This is a genomic window from Cryobacterium sp. Y11 (assembly GCF_002929535.1).
Classification (GTDB): Bacteria; Actinomycetota; Actinomycetes; order Actinomycetales; family Microbacteriaceae; genus Cryobacterium.
The window spans coordinates 328,777-345,567 of sequence record NZ_PJJO01000061.1; the positions used below are offsets into that span (position 1 = coordinate 328,777).

General features: G+C 65.7%; 17 protein-coding genes. 11 read left to right on the top strand and 6 right to left on the bottom strand.

Annotated elements, in window-relative coordinates:
- Window positions 1–4: 4 nt before the first annotated feature.
- Genes CXY75_RS18155 through CXY75_RS18180 form a run of 6 tightly spaced genes read right to left on the bottom strand, consistent with a single transcriptional unit; the run spans window position 5 to window position 7,813 of the window.
- Window positions 5–1,057, bottom strand: a complete 1,053-nt coding sequence (locus CXY75_RS18155) for a phosphotransferase (protein WP_146069531.1) — start codon at window positions 1,055–1,057, stop codon at window positions 5–7.
- The gene (locus CXY75_RS18160) at window positions 1,054–2,316 is read right to left on the bottom strand and encodes an aminoglycoside phosphotransferase family protein (protein WP_158251250.1); all 1,263 of its coding nucleotides are present in this window, start codon (window positions 2,314–2,316) and stop codon (window positions 1,054–1,056) included. Before CXY75_RS18160 ends, CXY75_RS18155 begins: the two co-directional genes overlap by 4 nt.
- The gene (locus CXY75_RS18165) at window positions 2,313–4,121 is read right to left on the bottom strand and encodes an ABC transporter ATP-binding protein (protein ID WP_104084183.1); all 1,809 of its coding nucleotides are present in this window, start codon (window positions 4,119–4,121) and stop codon (window positions 2,313–2,315) included. Before CXY75_RS18165 ends, CXY75_RS18160 begins: the two co-directional genes overlap by 4 nt.
- The gene (locus CXY75_RS20650; protein ID WP_104084184.1) at window positions 4,118–5,359 is read right to left on the bottom strand and encodes a glycosyltransferase family 4 protein; all 1,242 of its coding nucleotides are present in this window, start codon (window positions 5,357–5,359) and stop codon (window positions 4,118–4,120) included. The genes CXY75_RS18165 and CXY75_RS20650 overlap by 4 nt, the downstream gene beginning before the upstream one ends.
- Window positions 5,359–6,636, bottom strand: a complete 1,278-nt coding sequence (locus CXY75_RS20655) for a glycosyltransferase family 4 protein (protein WP_104084185.1) — start codon at window positions 6,634–6,636, stop codon at window positions 5,359–5,361. Before CXY75_RS20655 ends, CXY75_RS20650 begins: the two co-directional genes overlap by 1 nt.
- Entirely contained in the window at window positions 6,626–7,813 is a 1,188-nt protein-coding gene (locus CXY75_RS18180) for a glycosyltransferase family protein (protein ID WP_104084186.1), read from the bottom strand. The genes CXY75_RS20655 and CXY75_RS18180 overlap by 11 nt, the downstream gene beginning before the upstream one ends.
- 322 nt (window positions 7,814–8,135) lie before the next feature.
- On the opposite strand from CXY75_RS18180, the gene CXY75_RS18185 reads away from it, so the two are divergent.
- The 11 genes from CXY75_RS18185 to CXY75_RS18235 all read left to right on the top strand — a co-directional run bounded on the left by CXY75_RS18185 (window position 8,136) and on the right by CXY75_RS18235 (window position 16,791).
- Window positions 8,136–9,542, top strand: coding sequence for an MFS transporter (locus tag CXY75_RS18185; protein WP_104084187.1), 1,407 nt, complete (start codon window positions 8,136–8,138; stop codon window positions 9,540–9,542).
- An 88-nt stretch (window positions 9,543–9,630) separates the two neighbouring features.
- Window positions 9,631–10,425: a 3-hydroxybutyrate dehydrogenase gene (locus CXY75_RS18190; protein ID WP_104084188.1), complete on the top strand. Its 795-nt coding sequence runs from the start codon at window positions 9,631–9,633 to the stop codon at window positions 10,423–10,425.
- Between the two features lie 151 nt (window positions 10,426–10,576).
- Window positions 10,577–11,809, top strand: coding sequence for a CpaF family protein (locus CXY75_RS18195; protein WP_104084189.1), 1,233 nt, complete (start codon window positions 10,577–10,579; stop codon window positions 11,807–11,809).
- The gene (locus CXY75_RS18200; RefSeq protein ID WP_104084190.1) at window positions 11,806–12,669 is read left to right on the top strand and encodes a type II secretion system F family protein; all 864 of its coding nucleotides are present in this window, start codon (window positions 11,806–11,808) and stop codon (window positions 12,667–12,669) included. Before CXY75_RS18195 ends, CXY75_RS18200 begins: the two co-directional genes overlap by 4 nt.
- A gap of 16 nt (window positions 12,670–12,685) precedes the next feature.
- Window positions 12,686–13,633: a type II secretion system F family protein gene (locus tag CXY75_RS18205; RefSeq protein WP_104084191.1), complete on the top strand. Its 948-nt coding sequence runs from the start codon at window positions 12,686–12,688 to the stop codon at window positions 13,631–13,633.
- 37 nt (window positions 13,634–13,670) lie between these two features.
- Window positions 13,671–13,847, top strand: coding sequence for a hypothetical protein (locus CXY75_RS18210; protein ID WP_199182500.1), 177 nt, complete (start codon window positions 13,671–13,673; stop codon window positions 13,845–13,847).
- A 6-nt stretch (window positions 13,848–13,853) separates the two neighbouring features.
- Window positions 13,854–14,270 carry a TadE family protein gene (locus tag CXY75_RS18215; RefSeq protein ID WP_233202011.1) on the top strand — a complete coding sequence of 139 codons (417 nt, stop codon included), beginning with the start codon at window positions 13,854–13,856 and terminating at the stop codon, window positions 14,268–14,270.
- Window positions 14,245–14,760, top strand: a complete 516-nt coding sequence (locus CXY75_RS18220) for a hypothetical protein (RefSeq protein ID WP_233202012.1) — start codon at window positions 14,245–14,247, stop codon at window positions 14,758–14,760. The genes CXY75_RS18215 and CXY75_RS18220 overlap by 26 nt, the downstream gene beginning before the upstream one ends.
- Window positions 14,757–15,197 (top strand): pilus assembly protein TadG-related protein, encoded by a 441-nt coding sequence (locus CXY75_RS18225; protein WP_104084193.1) that lies wholly within the window; start codon window positions 14,757–14,759, stop codon window positions 15,195–15,197. Before CXY75_RS18220 ends, CXY75_RS18225 begins: the two co-directional genes overlap by 4 nt.
- Before the next feature lie 328 nt (window positions 15,198–15,525).
- On the top strand, window positions 15,526–15,810 hold the full coding sequence (locus CXY75_RS18230; protein ID WP_104084194.1) for a hypothetical protein: 285 nt from the start codon (window positions 15,526–15,528) through the stop codon (window positions 15,808–15,810).
- Between the two features lie 96 nt (window positions 15,811–15,906).
- The gene (locus CXY75_RS18235) at window positions 15,907–16,791 is read left to right on the top strand and encodes a DMT family transporter (RefSeq protein WP_104084195.1); all 885 of its coding nucleotides are present in this window, start codon (window positions 15,907–15,909) and stop codon (window positions 16,789–16,791) included.

Sequence of the window (16,791 nt, forward strand, 5' to 3'; positions counted from 1 at the left end):
GCAATTATGCACAAGCACTCGGCTGTCGGCAGGCTTCGGCACGCAGTACCGCGGCGAGGGCGGCCCATCGGGGTCGGAAGGCATAGAGGCAGCCGAGACGAAACCAAGCCGCAGTTTCGTATGCGTTCACGCGTTCGGGGGAGACGTGAAGCTCGTCGGCGACCGAATCGATCAGGCGTGTGGCGTACCTGCGGCGTTCGGAGCTGAGAAGTCCCTGCCGCTCGCGAAGCGCCAGGTGCGCGCGCAAATTACCCAGGTCGAGAGCAGGCTCCGCATTCGCCGCGGTGTCGAAGTCGATCAGACCGATACCGTGCGAGGGATCCCACAGAATCTGCTTGTCGTGCAGGTCTCGATGGGCCGGGCGCAATGCGTCGGCTGTTCCAGCGATTAACCCGGCGGCAACTCGATCTGCGACCTGCACGAGGCGAGACGACGCGGGTGACGGGTCGAGGTTGGTCAGGTTCAACGCCCACGACCGGACGATGGCTGCTTCAGCGCACGCATCGTGCGCCGGAAGTGACGGATCTGCCGGCGCGGAGCCGATCGAATCCACCCATGCGCTGCGCCAGGCTTGCCAGGCGTGACCCCACTCGTGGCCAGCGGCCGGATCCGCTCCGAGATCATGCAGTGAGCGTCCGGGAACGGCGGAGCAGGTGACGACATCTCTCGTCACCGCCACGATGCGCGGCCGTCGGAAAGCGGATGCCAGCCCCTCGACGTTCTGCATTGCCGCCACTGCAGCTGCAGCGCGCCCCGGCCGAAAGACCTTGGCGTAGCTCGAGCCATCTGCGGAACGCACGACGGCGCGACGGCCGGGGCGGTGCACCAGAATCCAACCCGATCGGGCGGCAGCGGCGAGGTCAGGGAGCTGGTCGTCGTGGCCGAAACGGCCGAGGACGGCGCCGCCGGACGGTGTCCAACGGCCGCCGCGTACCTGACCGTTGTGTGCGGCCCGCGCCTCGAAGGTCGCTCCGCTATGACGATCGGGCCAGGCGCGTTCAATCTGCCAGGTGGTTCCGTCGTCGTCGGCGCTGGGGGGGAGTGAGGACATCATCATTCCAGCACCTGTTCGGCAGCGGCGAGAATGCGTTCGACGTCACCGACCCAGTCCGGGGCCCGGTATCGGAATGGATCGATGGCGCGGCTGAGCAGCGCGTGAGCCAGCCAGTCGTGGATCGCATCCGGGTGCAGTTCGCCGCCCGCGCCGGCGTAGCCGTCAAACAGGGCCACAGCGAGGTCCGGGCTCCTGAGCATGATGGCGGCCGCGGCGAACGAACCAAGGTCGCGTTCCGGATCCGACCAGCCCGCCCGATCGAAATCAACCAGACGGATCTCGCCGGGTCCGACGAGCACCTGATCGGGCGAGAAGTCCCCGTGAGTGAGAACTGGATCGCTGGGCCGGTCCGATGCGGAACGGCGATCGTTGATCGCGTCGGCCAGTCGGTGCGCGCGTTGGGCGAATTCGGGCAGAACGACCGCGATGGCGCCGGCCGCGCGCACGGATTCGGATCGCGCCAGCGCCGGGTCGACGATGCGGGCGCCGATCGCAAACTGGCCGGGTGCCAGGCGGAGGGAATGCAGCGCTGCCAGCGCCTGCCCGGCCGCACCCGCCGCATCCGTGCTTTGGACGGCGGCGAGGTCACCGGTACCCCACCACTGCCCGGCGACGACATCACGCAGGCCTCCGGGATGCCATAACCCAACGACCGGAATCCCCTCGGAAAGGAGGTGATCGAGAAATTCGATCTGACGAAATTGCAGGTCGGTACTTGCGCGGTGGGTGCGCGGCGTGACCTTGACGACGAGATCGGTCGCCCCCGTCGTGCGCAGCAGCAACCGCCGGTGCGGGTTGTGCCGGAGCAGGGTCGATGCTGCGGTCAGTTCAGGGCATGCCTGATCAAGCCGGGCGAGAGTGCCGGCGAGCCTGCGGTCAGCCGATGCCGTGCCGTGCACGGTTCCCTGGATGCCCTCCACTCGCGCGGCAGCGGCGTTGCCGCGTCGCGCGGCCACCAGACTCTTGCTCACCTTCCTGTCGTCGACATAGCTGGCGAGCCAGCCGTGGTCACCCCACCGGTCGTGCGGGTCGGCGGTGCTGTCGCTGGAATAGGTGATCACCACGCTCGATGCCGGCTTGTAGCGGATGCGGGTGACGTGTGCCGGGTGGCTCAGTGCGGCGGACAGCTCCTCGTCGTCGTTGAAAACCACTCGGAGCGCCGCCACGCGGGGATCCCGCGTGATCAGATCCTGTTCAGCGGCGCGAGACCGCGCTGTGGCGCGGCCGTTCGGCAGCGGGCCGGTTCCGGCCGCGATCGTCATGACCGGATCCGATCGGTCGTCTCCTGCTCGGCCAGCCATTGGGACAGCCGGCTGCTGGGTGACTTGAGAAGTTCTGTCGGGGACCCATCCTCGACGATCCGACCGTCTTCAAGCCACAGCACCCGGTCCGCGCGATGCACGGCGTGGGAGGCGTGGGTGATCGTGATGACCGTTCGACCCCGAATGAGGGTGTCCATCGAGGCTTCGACGACGCTGCGACCGCTGGGGTCGAGCCCGGTCGTGGCCTCGTCGAGGATGACGATGGGGGCATCGCGCAGGACTGCACGGGCGATGGCGATGCGCTGACGCTGGCCGCCCGACAGGGTGTTGCCACGGCCGCCGAGTACCGTCTCGAAGCCGCTGGGAAGGGCCGTGATGAATTCCTCGGCATTGGCAATCCGGGCCGCATCCTCGACGTCGGCGTTGGTCGCGTCCAGGCGGCCATAGCGGATGTTCTCCCGCACGGTCGTGGCGAACAGCACGGAGTCCTGTAGCAGGATCGACACCTGCCCGCGCAGGCTGCTCAGCGTCACCTCACGCACGTCGGTGCCGTCAATGCGTACGCTGCCGGAGGTCGGGTCGACCATGCGTAGGATCAGTCCGACCAGGGTGGACTTGCCTGAGCCGGACGGACCGAGCAGGCACACGTTTTGCCCCGCCGGAATCTCGAGCGACAGCCCGGCGAACAACGGCCGGCCGTAGCCGTCTGGAGCGTGCACGTCATGGAACGTCAACCGTCCGTCGCTGTGGCCGAGTGGCCGCGCGGTCGGCGAATCGAATACCTCGATGGGTTCGTCGAGGAGGTCGGCGATGCGTTCGCCCGAGGCCGTGGCCCGCGCGATACGCCCGGTGTACTTGGCCAGGTCGCGCAGCGGCTTCATGGCGATCTTGAGATACATCAGGAACATGACCAGTTCGCCGAGAGTCATCTGCACGTCGATGACGCGCCATCCGCCTCCGGCGAGCACGAGCGCGGTCGCGACTCCGACGATGATGTCGGTTCGGCGTTCGAGCCCGGCAGCCAGACGACGACTTTTGATCCCCTCGCGCAGCGCGGTCTCATTGCCGCTGCGGAAGGCTCCGGAGACGGTGTGCTCTAGACCGTATGCCTGGACCACCCGGATAGCATCGAGCGTTTCGGCCGCGGTATTAGCGAGCGACCCCTCGCCCTTCCTGGTAGTGCGGGAGGCGGAGGTGATGGCACGTGAACTGCGTCGCGACGACAACAGGTACGCGACCGCCGCGCCCACAACGACGAGGGCGAGGAGCGGATCCAACACGACCATGACGATCGCGAGGACGAAGAACGTCAGCACGTTGCCGACCAGCGGAAGCCCGGCTGTGACGGCGACTTCCTGCAGCCGGCCGATGTCTCCGACCAGGCGTTGCACGGTATCGCCGGACCTGGTCGCCGCGTGGTAGCGCAGGGAGAGCTCCTGGACGTGGGCGAACACCCGCGTGCGCAGGTCGGTCGCGACGCGAGATCCGACGAGGGCGAATGCCACCGTGCTCAGATAGCTGGTCGCGGCGCGCCCCGCCGTCAGTGCGACCAGAAGTCCTCCGCAGGCGAGTAGCAGCCCGATGGTCGCCGGCGGCGTGGTTGAGCCGGCCGGCAGGGTGGCGCCGAGACTGGCCGTGACCGAATCGATCACGAATTTCACCGGCCACGGTTCGAGAACGCACAGCGCGACCTCGAGAAGCAGCGCGATGAGGCCGCCGGTGACCAGTTTCCAGTGCCGTCCGATATGGGGGCGGACGATGTGCAGGCTTTGGCGCAGGGCACTGGGCTCGCGTGAGCGCGTCATCGTCGGCCGCCGATCATCGGCGCGGGTTGCGGCGCGAACGCGGCGGCGGGCCCGGTCTTCCGTTGCGCCTGGTCGGCCGCGCTGAGGTGGTCGAGGATCCGGCCTACTACTGCCCACCAGTCATGCCGCTCGACGGCGAGTGTGCGTGCGGCGCGGCCCAGTCGCACTCGCAGGGCACGATCGTCGTTCAGCCGGCCGAGTGCACCCGCCAAGGCCACCTCATCGCCGGGCGGCACGAGCAGCCCGGTGCAGTCGTCGACGACGACAGTGGGAATCTGGCCCACCGCCGAAGCGATCACGGGGAGTCCCGCGGAGAGGTACTCGTAGAGTTTGAGGGGGGAGAAGTACTGATCGTGGCCGACCGGATACGGTGCGGCGGCCACGTCGAAGCCGGCCAGCAGTTCGGGCACCCGTTCCGGAGCCACAGCCCCGGTGAACTCCACGTCGAGTGGGTATTTCGAAGCCAACTGGCGCAGCGCTGCTCGTTCTGGCCCATCACCCACGATGCGCAGGCGCCAGGGCGGTTCGGCGGCGAGCCGACCGGAGTGCTCGCGTGCGGCAGATTCAGCCCGGGCCGTGGCGCGGATCAATATATCGACGCCGTGCCACGGTTTCAAGGTGCCGATGAAGCCGACGGTGAACCCGGTCGTCACCGACGAGTGCGCTCGGGGCACGATACGCCGGGTATTCACACCATTTGGGACGACCGTGATACGACCGGGCGATGGTGTGAAGGGTCGAATCCAGGCGGCGACGGGCTCGGAGACGCACACGACCACGGCTGCGGCCGTCACCACCCGCCTGGTGTCGGCACGGGCGCCGGCCTCATCGACGAGGGTGCGATGCGTGCGCTGTTCATCGATGAGCGGGGCGTTGACTTCGAGGATCACCGGGGACCCCGTCGCGCGGGCGATGACGGCCGAGGCCGTGCTGAACAAGGAGTAGCGCTCGTAGACGAGGTCGCATCCGTCTTCGATCGCGGCGTCGGCGAGGCTCTGCGCGGCGCTGGCGATGGCGCGTTCCCGTTCGGCTGGTGACTGACTGGCCGCTACCGTGCGCACAACGATGGGGAGGTCATGCAGGTCAGCCGGTATGTCGCTGCCACGCCGGGTGCAGTACACGGTCACGGGCATATTGCGTTCCCGGAAGGTGCGCACCACTTCCTGCACGTGCACCGAGGAGCCCTTCGTGCCGAAGACGGGAACACCGGGGTCGACGCACAGATAGGCGACGCGCATCAGGCCACCGCCATCGGTTCGAGTGGCGCCGGTTGATGCGCCGGTTGGCTCGCATCGGAGTCGGTGCGGGTACACAACGTGCCCAGTGCTCGGGCCTGGCGGGCAGAATCGAACGACTCCTCGACCACCCGGCGGGCGTTTCGGGCGAGCCGGCCGAGGTTCGCGGCGGGATCGGCGGCCCCGCGCATGGCAGCCACCAGGTCGTCAAGACTGCCGGAGCGACACAGGATGCCGGTCTCTCCCGCGCGGACGATCTCGGGGATACCCGTCACATCCGTTGAAATGCAGGGAACGCCGAGGGCCATCGCCTCGAGGATGGAGGTGGGGAGCCCATCGGCGTTTCCGTCGCCGCCGACGATGCAGGGCGCGACAAACAGGTCAGCGGTGGCCAGCCGCACGACCACCTCGTTCTGCGAGACCGGGCCGAGCAGCCGCACGATACCGAACAGTCCGAGACGATGGATCTGCTCGCTCAAAGCCCCGGTTAGTTCGCCCCCGCCCACAATGTCCACGGTCAGCGCGACGCCGCTGTGATGCAGTGCGTGCGCCGCATCGACCAACAGGCTGAAGCCCTTTTTCTCGACCAGGCGACCAACAGCGACCACCGCGAGTGGCCCACTGCGTGGTCGGTGCTCGGTGAATGGAAAGCGGGCGAGTTCCAGTCCGTTGTAAACCCGGTGCAATCGTACGGTCTCGGCCGGGAACCGGCGACACAGGTAGTCGAAGTTGTACTCGCTCACCGTGACGGCATGATGGGCCCCGGCCAGCTTCACAGCCAGGTCCGCCGGGTCCACCGACTCGTGGAAGAGATCTTTGGCGTGAGCCGTGAAGGAGTACGGCACCCCCGTGAGCAGCGACGCCAGGCGGGCCACCGTTGTGGCGACCGAGGCGAAGTGGGCGTGCAGATGGGTGATGCCGTGTTCCCTGACGGCTCGGGCCAGGCTGACGGCCTGCACCGCGTCGTCGACGTCGGCTAGCAGCAGCTCGTCAAGACAGGCGGACATTGCCGACCCGACGCCGGTCTTGGCTGTGGACTGGAATTCCGCCCAGAGCAGGGAGGTCTTCCACGGCCGGTCGATATAGACGACCGGCGCAGCGACGCGGGCCAGTTCCGCATGAAAGCGCGAATCGACCGGCGGCCGCAGGGAGAAGATGACCAGATTCTCACCGGCGGCTTCGCGGGCGAGGATCTCGGACACGACGAACGTCTCCGAGAGCCGGGGATACATTTTGAGCACGTAGCCGATCCGAGGGGATCCGGAATGGTCAGACAGCATGTTGCACCTCCGCGGGTTCGCGAACCCGCTGTTTGGAATTGAGTAGTGCCGCCGCGAGCACGGCGACTGTCTCGAGGCCGTCGAGGTTCACCGCGCTGCGCGGAACGACCCGGCCGACGTTCGCAGCGAACCAGGCCGACAGGAAGGCCGGAGTCGCGGTGTCTGTCGTCACGGTCTCGACGAGTCCGCGGCGGGCCAGTGCTGCGGCGCGAATCGTCTGCTCCTGCCGTCGGGCCTCGCGCGGTACGACCAGGGTGGGCGCAGCGGTCGTCATCACTTCGCTGATCGAGTTGTATCCGCCCATACACACGACGGCGGCTGCGCGGCGGAGTAAGGCGAGGGCATCCGGAACCGAACGCAGGATGCTCGTGCCCTCGCGTGCCACGGACGTGATCTCGGCATGATGGGCGTCGGGCATCTGTGGGCCGGTCACGACCAAATGTCGATACCCGGGTGGCGCGGTCGCACGGGCCGCAGCCGAGGCGAGACGATGACCGTCGGAACCGCCGCCAACGGTGGTGAGTATGAAGGGCTCGCTGTCGCTCGGCGCGTGCCCGATCGGCCGACCGTTGGCGAGGTAGCCGGTATGCACCGCGAGGTTGAGTAGCGAGGACGGGATTTCCCCGGTCTCGAACGCATTGTGCACGCGCGGGTCGCCGTACACCCAGAGCGCGTCGAACAACCGTCGGATGGCGCTGGCGCCGCCGATGGCCCGCCACTCGGCGAGGGCGACGGCGGGACGGTCGAGCACTTCCCGAAGGCCAAGCACGATGGCGCACTCGGGCCGGGTTGAGCGCAGGCTCACCAGGGCGCTTTCGAGTTCTCGGCGGGCGCCGAGTGCGTGCCGATCAACAATCAACAGGTCGGGGGCGAACTCGCGCAGGGCGACGCGCAGAATGCTGGCGCGAATCGACGTCATCGTGTCGATGCCCAGTGTGAGATGACGCGGGCGGTAGCCGTCAACACCGGTGGTGATGCCGGGCAGCACCAACCAGTCCCAACCGGCGGGAGTGGGGAAGGACGTTGCGGCACTCTGTCCGGTGACCAGAAGTCCGCTCACCGGTTCGTCGGTGATGGACGGAAGGTGTAACGACAGTGCGTGCGCGATGGCGAGGTTCCGCCGCACGTGTCCCAGTCCGATCGAATCGTGCGAATACAAAGCAATCCTGGTGACCATGGCATTCCTCCCGGCTGTCGACCCTCGTGGTCGTAAAATCAGATTCCGGCTTGCCCGTGAGGTACGGATGAGTAAACAGTGAGTGAACTCTTAGGAACCGGATATGAATTGGCCGTGCAACGCCTGTGTGAATTTGGGGCGGGCATCCCGCCGCGGTGCGCGATCTGCAATTATGCACATCGGCTCTGTCTTTTTGGCCCTTGATGGCCGGCCCGTTGTGCGGGAATACTCAGTCAGGTCGGGATTCTGTTCAGACGACCGCAATCGTCCCGCACCATCTCACCGCAACTACGTGTCATCGACGACACAGAGGAGACAGACAATGAGTGTCAATCAACGCGTGGGGGCTGCCGGTTCCGGCAAAGCCACGCGCAACGCTGCCAGCGAAACTGAAAAGTCCGGCCTGAAGAAGATCGTCGCCGCTTCCATGGTGGGTACGGTCGTGGAATGGTACGAGTTCTTCTTGTACGCCACGGCAGCCAGTCTGGTCTTCGGCACGGTTTTCTTTCCCAACGCCGGCAGCGAGCTTGACGGCATCATCGCCGCCTTCCTCACCTACGCGGTCGGCTTCATCGCCCGGCCTCTTGGCGGCATCGTCTTCGGTCAAATCGGTGACAAACTCGGCCGCAAGCACACGCTGCAGGTGACCATCATCATGGTTGGTGCCGCCACCTTTCTGATGGGCTGTCTGCCCGGATTCGACACCATCGGCTACTGGGCGCCAGCGCTACTCGTGGCCCTGCGCTTCATCCAGGGCTTCGCCGTCGGTGGTGAATGGGGTGGCGCGGTTCTTCTCGTCGCCGAGCACAGCCCGAACCAGTCCCGTGGCTTCTGGTCGAGCTGGCCGCAAGCCGCCGTTCCGGTTGGTAACCTGCTCGCCACGATCGTGCTGCTCACCATGACCTGGCTCCTTCCGCCAGAGCAGTTTCTCAGCTGGGGCTGGCGCGTGGCGTTCTGGCTCTCCGCGATCATCGTCGTGATCGGCTACTACATTCGCACCCACGTCAGTGAAGCTCCCATCTTTCTCGAAGCCCGCGAGAAGGTCGAGGCCGAAAAGGCCGTCAATTACGGCGTGCTGGAGGTCGTGCGCAAGTACCCCAAGGGCATCCTCGGAGCCATGGGCCTGCGCTTTGCCGAAAACATTCTGTACTACATCATCGTGAGCTTCACGATCGTCTACCTGAAGACGGTGCACGAGTATGACACCGGCCAGTTGTTGATCGCCCTGCTGGTCGCGCACCTCGTGCACTTCATTGTGATTCCGCAGGTCGGTCGCCTCTCCGACCGTTTGGGGCGAAAGCCCGTCTACCTCGCCGGAGCTGTGCTCGGCGCCAGCTGGGCATTCTTCGCCTTCCCCCTGTTCGACACCCTGAACCCGTTGCTCATTATTGTCGCCGTCACGGTCGGGCTCTGCTTCCACGCCCTGATGTACGCGGGACAGCCGGCGATCATGAGCGAAATGTTCCCGACTCGCATGCGCTATTCGGGAGTGTCGCTCGGCTACCAGGTCACGTCCATTCTGGCCGGCTCCATGGCGCCGATCATCGCAGCCGCGTTGCTGCAGCGGTATGAGTCCTGGGTTCCGGTTGCGATCTACATCATGATCGCCTGCGCCATTACGGTGGTCGCCGTGGTCACCCTCAAGGAGACTGCGGGAGTGTCACTGCGCGAGGTCGACGCCGTGGATGCTCGCAAGCACGGGCTCGATCCGGTCAACACCGGAAAATAACCCGGCTCAACTCATTGCAAGCCGGAGGGGCGGGATGCCAATGGTGCCCGACTCTCTCCGACCTGCCCCGCGCAATCAAAGGAACATCATGACTGAACTCACCGATGCCGCCAATGCCGCGACACAACCCCTCGCAGGGCGGCGCGCCGTCGTCACCGGCGGTGCCAGTGGAATTGGCGCCGCCGTTGTTCGGACGCTCGCCGCCGCTGGTGCCCATGTTGTCGTCGCCGACATTGATAAGACAGGCGCCACGGCCCTGGCCGAGGAGGTAGGCGGGTCGATCTGGACCGTCAACCTCATGGACACCGATGCCCTCACCGACGAAGTTTTGGCACCAGCCCTGGCCGGTGTTGACATTCTGGTCAACAACGCCGGAATTCAGCGCATCAACCCCATTCAGGACTTCAAGCCGGCCGATTTTCACAACATTCTCACGCTCCTGCTCGAGGCGCCGTTTCTGCTGATTCGGGCGGTACTGCCGCAGATGTATGCGGCGAATTTCGGGCGCATCATCAACGTGTCGTCTGTCCATGGCATTCGCGCGTCGCCCTTCAAGAGTGCATACGTGTCGGCCAAACACGGTCTCGAGGGGCTCTCGAAGGTGACCGCCCTGGAGGGCGGCGCGCACGGGGTCACTAGCAATTGTGTGGCTCCCGGCTATGTGCGTACGCCCCTGGTCGAGAAGCAGATCACCGACCAGGCTCTCGTGCACGGCATACCGGAGTCCGAGGTGCTGAGCAAGATCATGCTCACCGAGAGTGCGATCAAGCGCTTGGTCGAGCCGAACGAGGTGGGCTCGCTCGTGGCCTGGCTGGCCTCAGACGCGGCCGCGATGGTCACCGGGTCAAGTTACACGATGGACGGCGGCTGGTCGGCCCGCTAACGGTGTACTAACCGCGCGGCTCTGATCGCGACGGATGGTCGCAACGGATGCCGCGGCATCCGTTGCGACCATTTTTGGTGCTCGCGATACGGAAAAACAAGCCCTGTGGATAACTTTTACGAAGAATTGAAAATGAGGCCATCATGCTGGGATGACCGAAGCCGTTCGTATCATCACAGAGCAAGTGCGGCTGCGAGTGCGCCGCGAAGGCGTCGACCTCGCGTCCAATAACGCGCTCGCTGAGCAGTATGTGCGCGACGAAGTGCGCCGCTACAGCGAGCGCGCCCTCAGCGGACACGCGCCGATGATCGCCGACGAGCATCAGGCAGCTCGCGAAGTCGTGGCGGTGCTGACCGGCTTTGGTGTGCTGCAGCCCTTCCTCGACGATCCTGATATTGAGGAAATCTGGATCAACGGCCCCGGCCGGGTGTTTGTCGCCCGCGACGGGGTGTCTGAACTGACCACGCTGCTGCTCGGCGAGCAAGACGTGCGCGACCTGGTCGAGCGGATGCTGCAGACATCCGGCCGAAGGGTGGATCTCTCGTCGCCGTTCGTGGATGCATCGCTGCCTGACGGCTCAAGGCTGCACGTCGTGATTCCGGATATCACGCGCAAACATTGGGCGGTGAACATTCGCAAGTTCACCCGGCGCATCCGCGATCTAAACCAGTTGGTCGGGCTCGGCGCGCTCACCCAGCAGGCGGCCGATTTTCTGCGGGTGTGCGTGCTGGGCGGGCAGAACATTCTGGTCTCCGGGGCCACTCAGACCGGCAAAACGACCATGCTGAACGCCCTGCTCTCATCGACTCGGCCCGGTGAGCGCATCGTGACCGTCGAGGAGACCTTCGAACTTGATCTGTCGGCCCGTGACGTCGTGGCGATGCAGTGCCGGCAACCGAGCCTCGAGGGAACCGGCGAGATCACCCTGCGCCGACTGATCAAGGAGTCGCTGCGCATGCGGCCAGACCGACTCGTGGTCGGCGAGGTGCGCGAGGCGGAAAGCCTCGACCTGCTCATAGCTCTGAATAGTGGACTTCCCGGCATGTGCTCCATTCACGCCAACAGCGCCAGGGATGCGCTCGCCAAGCTGTCGACGCTGCCGCTGTTGGCCGGCCGCAATATCGACTCGTCGTTCGTGCTGCCGACCGTGGCTGGCTGCATCGACATCGTGGTGCACTGCGAGATCGACCGGTACGGACACCGTCGCGTCAGCGAGATCATCGCGCCGAGCGGCCAGCTGGCCGGTTCGACGATCGAAGCGAGTCCGCTGTTTCTATCGCCGCACGGCCACCTGGAACCGACCGGCTCACACCCGACCAAACTCGCCAAGTTTCGTGCCGCCGGCGTCGACCCGGCACTGGTGCTGCGGCAGGGGGCCGCATGACGCTCGTGCTGGGGTGCCTGCTCGGATCTGGTCTGGTGCTGCTGCTCGGGCCGTTCCTCTGGCCGGGCGGTAAAGCGCCCGCGGGCGAACGTACCGGGGTCGGCGAGCGGATGCGCGTGCGCCTGGTTCAGGGTGGCCTCGGATCTGTGCCGGTATCGGCGTTTCTAGCGGTGTCTGCCATCGTGGGGGTCGCATCCGCTGCCCTGGCACATGGATTGTTCGCGGTGCGGGCCCTGAGCATGGTCGCTGGCCTCGTTGGGCTGCTGCTGCCGTGGTTGATTGTCTCCTGGCGGGCAGCTGCCCGGCGTCGGGCCAACCGCACGGTCTGGCCAGACGTCGTCGACCATCTGGTCTCGGCGTTGCGCTCTGGCCTGGCTCTGCCAGACAGCGTGAGCAGCCTCGCGCAGGCCGGGCCGGTCGCCACCCGCAGCGCTTTTATCCAGTTCGAGCGCGAATACCGGGCGACCGGCAACTTCAGCTACTGCGTCGACGAGCTCAAACGTTCCCTTGCCGACCCGGTGGCGGATCGTATTTTAGAGACCCTGCGCATGGCGCGTGAGGTCGGCGGCACCGACCTCACGGTGGTGCTGCGCAGCCTCGCGGCCTGGCTGCGCCAGGATGCCGCGGTGCGGCTCGAGGTGGAAGCCCGCCAATCCTGGGTGGTGAGCGCTGCCAGACTGGGAGTGGCGGCGCCCTGGATCATCCTCGTTCTGCTCGCCTCTCGGCCCGAAGCTGCCGTCGCCTATAACTCCTCGGCCGGCGTTGCCGTGATCGCGAGCGGCCTGGCCCTGTCGGTCATTGCCTACCGCATCATGATCGCGCTCGGCCGCTTACCGGAGGAACGCCGATGGTTTTCGTAGAAGGCTGGCGCACCCGATGAGCGCCGCGCTGAGTTCAACTGCGCTGGGCTGGGCCGTGCTGTGCGGCAGCTGCCTCGGCGTTGGTTTATGGTCCCTGGTGAGCCTGATGCCGCGCCTGACCCGCCCGCGCCTGATCGATCGCGTGGTGCCCTATATTCTCGATGTCTCCGTCGAAGCACGCAGCATCGCCGCCCGCCGAACGGTCAATCCGATCCCCGTGTTCGGGAGCCTGTTCGGGCCGATCTTCGGTGCGCTCACCCGCGGCCTGTCGAGTCTGCTCGGCGGCAGCGAGACCATCGCGCGGCGCCTGCACCAGTCCGGGTCACACAAAACGGTGGATGAGTTTCGTTCGGGGCAACTTGTGTGGGCCCTGTTGGCCTTCGCCGCGGGAACGGTAATCACCATCGCGGTGCTGGCCCAGCTTCCCTTGCCAGCCCGACTCGTGGTGCCGTTCCTGGCCGGAATCGGCGGCGCGGTACTGTGCGATTGGCTACTGCAGCGTGCGGCGACCGCCCGGTTGGCGCGCATGCGCAGTGAGCTGCCGACCATTCTCGAATTTCTCACGCTGTCCCTGTCAGCCGGGGAAGGCATCCTCGATTCGATCCGACGAGTCTCCCGCACGAGTTCGGGGGAGCTGTCCCGCGAATTCGGTGGCGTCATCGCCGAGGTACACACCGGCGTGCCGATCGGGGTCGCGCTGCAGGGACTGTCGCGCGCCATCGCGTTGCCGGAAGTGACCCGGTTCGTTGATCAGGTCACCGGTGCCCTGGATCGGGGCTCGCCGCTCGCCGAGGTGTTGCGCGCCCAAGCGCAGGATTCCCGCGAGCAGACCAAGCGGTCGCTGCTCGAGATAGCCGGCAAGAAAGAAGTCGCGATGCTCGTGCCGCTCGTCTTTCTCATTTTGCCCATGACCGTACTATTCGCTATTTTTCCCGGGCTGATGGTTCTGCAGACCGGATTCTAAACGCACCACGCTCACCACTATGAGAAAAGAGAATGCCATGTCCCGAATCCTGCTTCGCCTCAAGGGTGTCATCCGCGACGAAACCGGTGATGTTCCCGGCTGGGTGCTGATTACGTTAATGACGGCCGGGCTCGTCATCATCATCTGGGGGCTCGCAGGCCCTGCCCTGAGCGGGGTGTTCCAGCAAGCCATGGATCGCGTCAGCAGCTTCTGACCGTTCATGTACGCACGCCGCAAGCGGATGCTGCGCCTCGACTCGATGCGAGACGAGGCGGGTTCCGCTGTGGCCGAGTTCGTCATGGTGGTGTCACTGCTGACGTTTCTGACGTTGATGGTGATGCAGCTGGCCCTCGCCTTGCACATTCGCAATACCGTGCTCGATGCCGCGGCCGAGGGTGCACGCTTCGCCACCCTCGCCGACAGCAGCCTGCCGGCGGGGGCGCAACGAACACGGGACCTGATTACGACGGCCGTCGGAGCGACCTATGCCAGCGATGTCGTGGCCCGGTACGGCGAGAGTGCTGGGTACCCCAGCGTCGAAGTGCGCGTGATCGCACCGCTGCCGCTGATGGGACTGCTCGGTGCGCCGCGCGGCTTGGAGGTGATCGCTCATGCAGCGGTCGAATCGCTGGAGTGAACGCTGTGACAGGCTGAGGAAAGTCGATCCTGGCTCGTGGCTTGCGCCTGTACTGCGCGTACGGGAGGCCGGCTCGGCCTCGCTCGAGTTCATCACGGCCGGCATGATTTTGCTGGTTCCCCTCTTCTATCTGGTGCTCGCGCTGTCGGCCCTGCAGGGTGGTGCGCTCGCTGTAGAGGGTGCAGCCCGGCAGGCGGCACGGGTGTACGTGCAATCCCCGGATGGCGTAACGGCCACCGCGCGGGCCCAGCGGGCCGTCGCGTTTGCGCTGGCGGACTACGGGCTGAACGCGGGCGACGCTGAGATCGGGATCACGTGCGCCGGCGGGTCGAGTCACTGTCTGGCCCCGCGCGGGCTGGTGACGGTGACTGTGCGGATCGGCATTGCTCTGCCGCTCGTTCCCGACCTGCTGGCACTCCGCCAGAGTGCGAGCGTGCCACTAGAGGCGGCGTCGACGCAGATCGTATCCCGGTTTAGGAACACCGGATGAGCAGAATGCACGCTGCAAATGACGACGGCTCGACCCTACTCCTGATCATCTTCTACGGCTTTCTGGCCCTGAGCCTCGTGCTCGTGGCGCTGTCCGCGACGTCGCTCTACCTCGACCACAAACGACTGCTGAGCCTGGCCGATGGTGCGGTGCTCGCCGGATCGGAGGCGTTCACCCTCGACGCGGTGCAGGTCGGCGTCGTCGGACCGCGGCCGCTGCTGCGTTCCGGCGACGTGTCGGCGGCGGTGGACGAGTATCTGGCTCTGGTGCCGCACGCGTCGTTCGAGGACCTGGTCGTGACGAGCGCGGCATCCGTTGATGGGCTGAGCGCATCGGTGACCCTGCGATCGTGGTGGCGCCCGCCGGTGCTCACCCTCGTGGTCCCCGATGGTGTACCGCTCGAGGTCACGGTGGTCTCCCGGGCGGTATTCCACTAACTCTTCCCTGGCCGCGAGAGCGGGATACGTGGTGCTTCAGCACCCGTGAAGCAACACTTATCCCGCTCTCGCGTGAGGCGGCCGGTAGCCCCGCAAAGTCGCACGGGTAATTTCAGATTAGGAGCGTACGATGCACAGACACGTAGTCGACAACGGAAGCCTCCTACCTCGTAGGGGGCTTCACGCTTTGTACGGCAGTCGACAGGTGCCAGCCCCGGTCCCGGTTGGTAGTGCCGGCGACCTGTGGTCGTCGTTCAGTCGGGAGGTCGCCACCGGTTGACGTGGCTCATATGGCGGCTGAGCACCACCGAAGAACGGTTGTGAAATCATGGATGCATTACTGCACGAACACGACGTTGATGAGTGCAGCTTGGAGCAACTTGACTTTGAATCCCTACTTCCGTGCGAGGGTGTGCATCACGACCGTGGATTGAGCGGTCATGATCCGGCCGAATCAGGCGGGTTCATGGTGATATCGCCCTGCTGCGGCCCCAAGGTGATTCAGTGTTCCTCGCGGGTCGACGCCATGCGCGTCTTCGGCGTGCTGTATTGCGGCGCCTGTCGGCATGAGCATTTGACCAGCGAATACCAGTTCATTCCGCTGCAGCTGTAGGTACCGCTCGCGTATGCATTGTGCGTTCACAGGCCACGAGCGGATGCCGCGCGCGATAGCCTCTGTAGGTGCCATTACGGCGCCGACAGGAGCAGTGTGCGTACCAGGAGAGACCAACTGAGCGGTGCGGGAGCTCAGGTCGCCACCGAGATCAGCATCAATTTCGGGTCGTCAGTGGCCGGCCTACTCATTCCGTTGGTCGGCTCGCCCGTCGTCGTCGCGGCGCGGCAGATCGTCATGGTCATCGTCGTACTGCCGCTGGCCAGGCCTCAACTGAAGGATCTCAGTTGGGGCCGGATCTGGCCGCCGCTGGCGCTGGGCATGGTACTCGCCGTGATGAATCTCAGTTTTTACCAGGCCGTTAGCCTGCTCGGGCTCGGCGTTGCTGCGACCATTGAATTTCTCGGACCGTTTGCTCTCGCCCTCGTCACCAGCCGTCGCATTCTGGACTTCATCTGCGCCGCGGCGGCGGCCGCCGGCGTGTTTCTGCTGACCTGGTCGGACGGCACGCTCAACCTGCTCGGTATTGCTCTCGCGCTCACCGCGGCGGCCGCCTGGTTATGCTACATTCTGCTCACCCGACGGGTGGCCACCAAATTCCCCGGGCTCGAGGGCATTTCCATCGCGAGCCTGGTCAGCCTCGTGATCGTGGTTCCCATCGCGTTGTTCACCCTCGACCTGTCGGCTTTCACCTGGGGCGTTGTCGGACTGCTCCTGCTCGTCGGCGTCGTCTCCTCGGCCTTTCCCTACACGCTCGATACCTATATCTTGCGGCGGATCAGCCCGCGCCTGTACGCGATCATTACGAGCTTCGGCCCGGTGATCGCGGCCGGTTTCGGCGTTCTCGTGCTTGGAGAGACGTTCACCCTGCTGCAACAGATCGCCATCGTCGTGGTCTGCGTTGCCGCAGGGGCCGCGATCGCGACCCAGCGCGATCGCCCAACGTCCGACCTCGAGCTGACCGCGACCGCGATTCCCTGA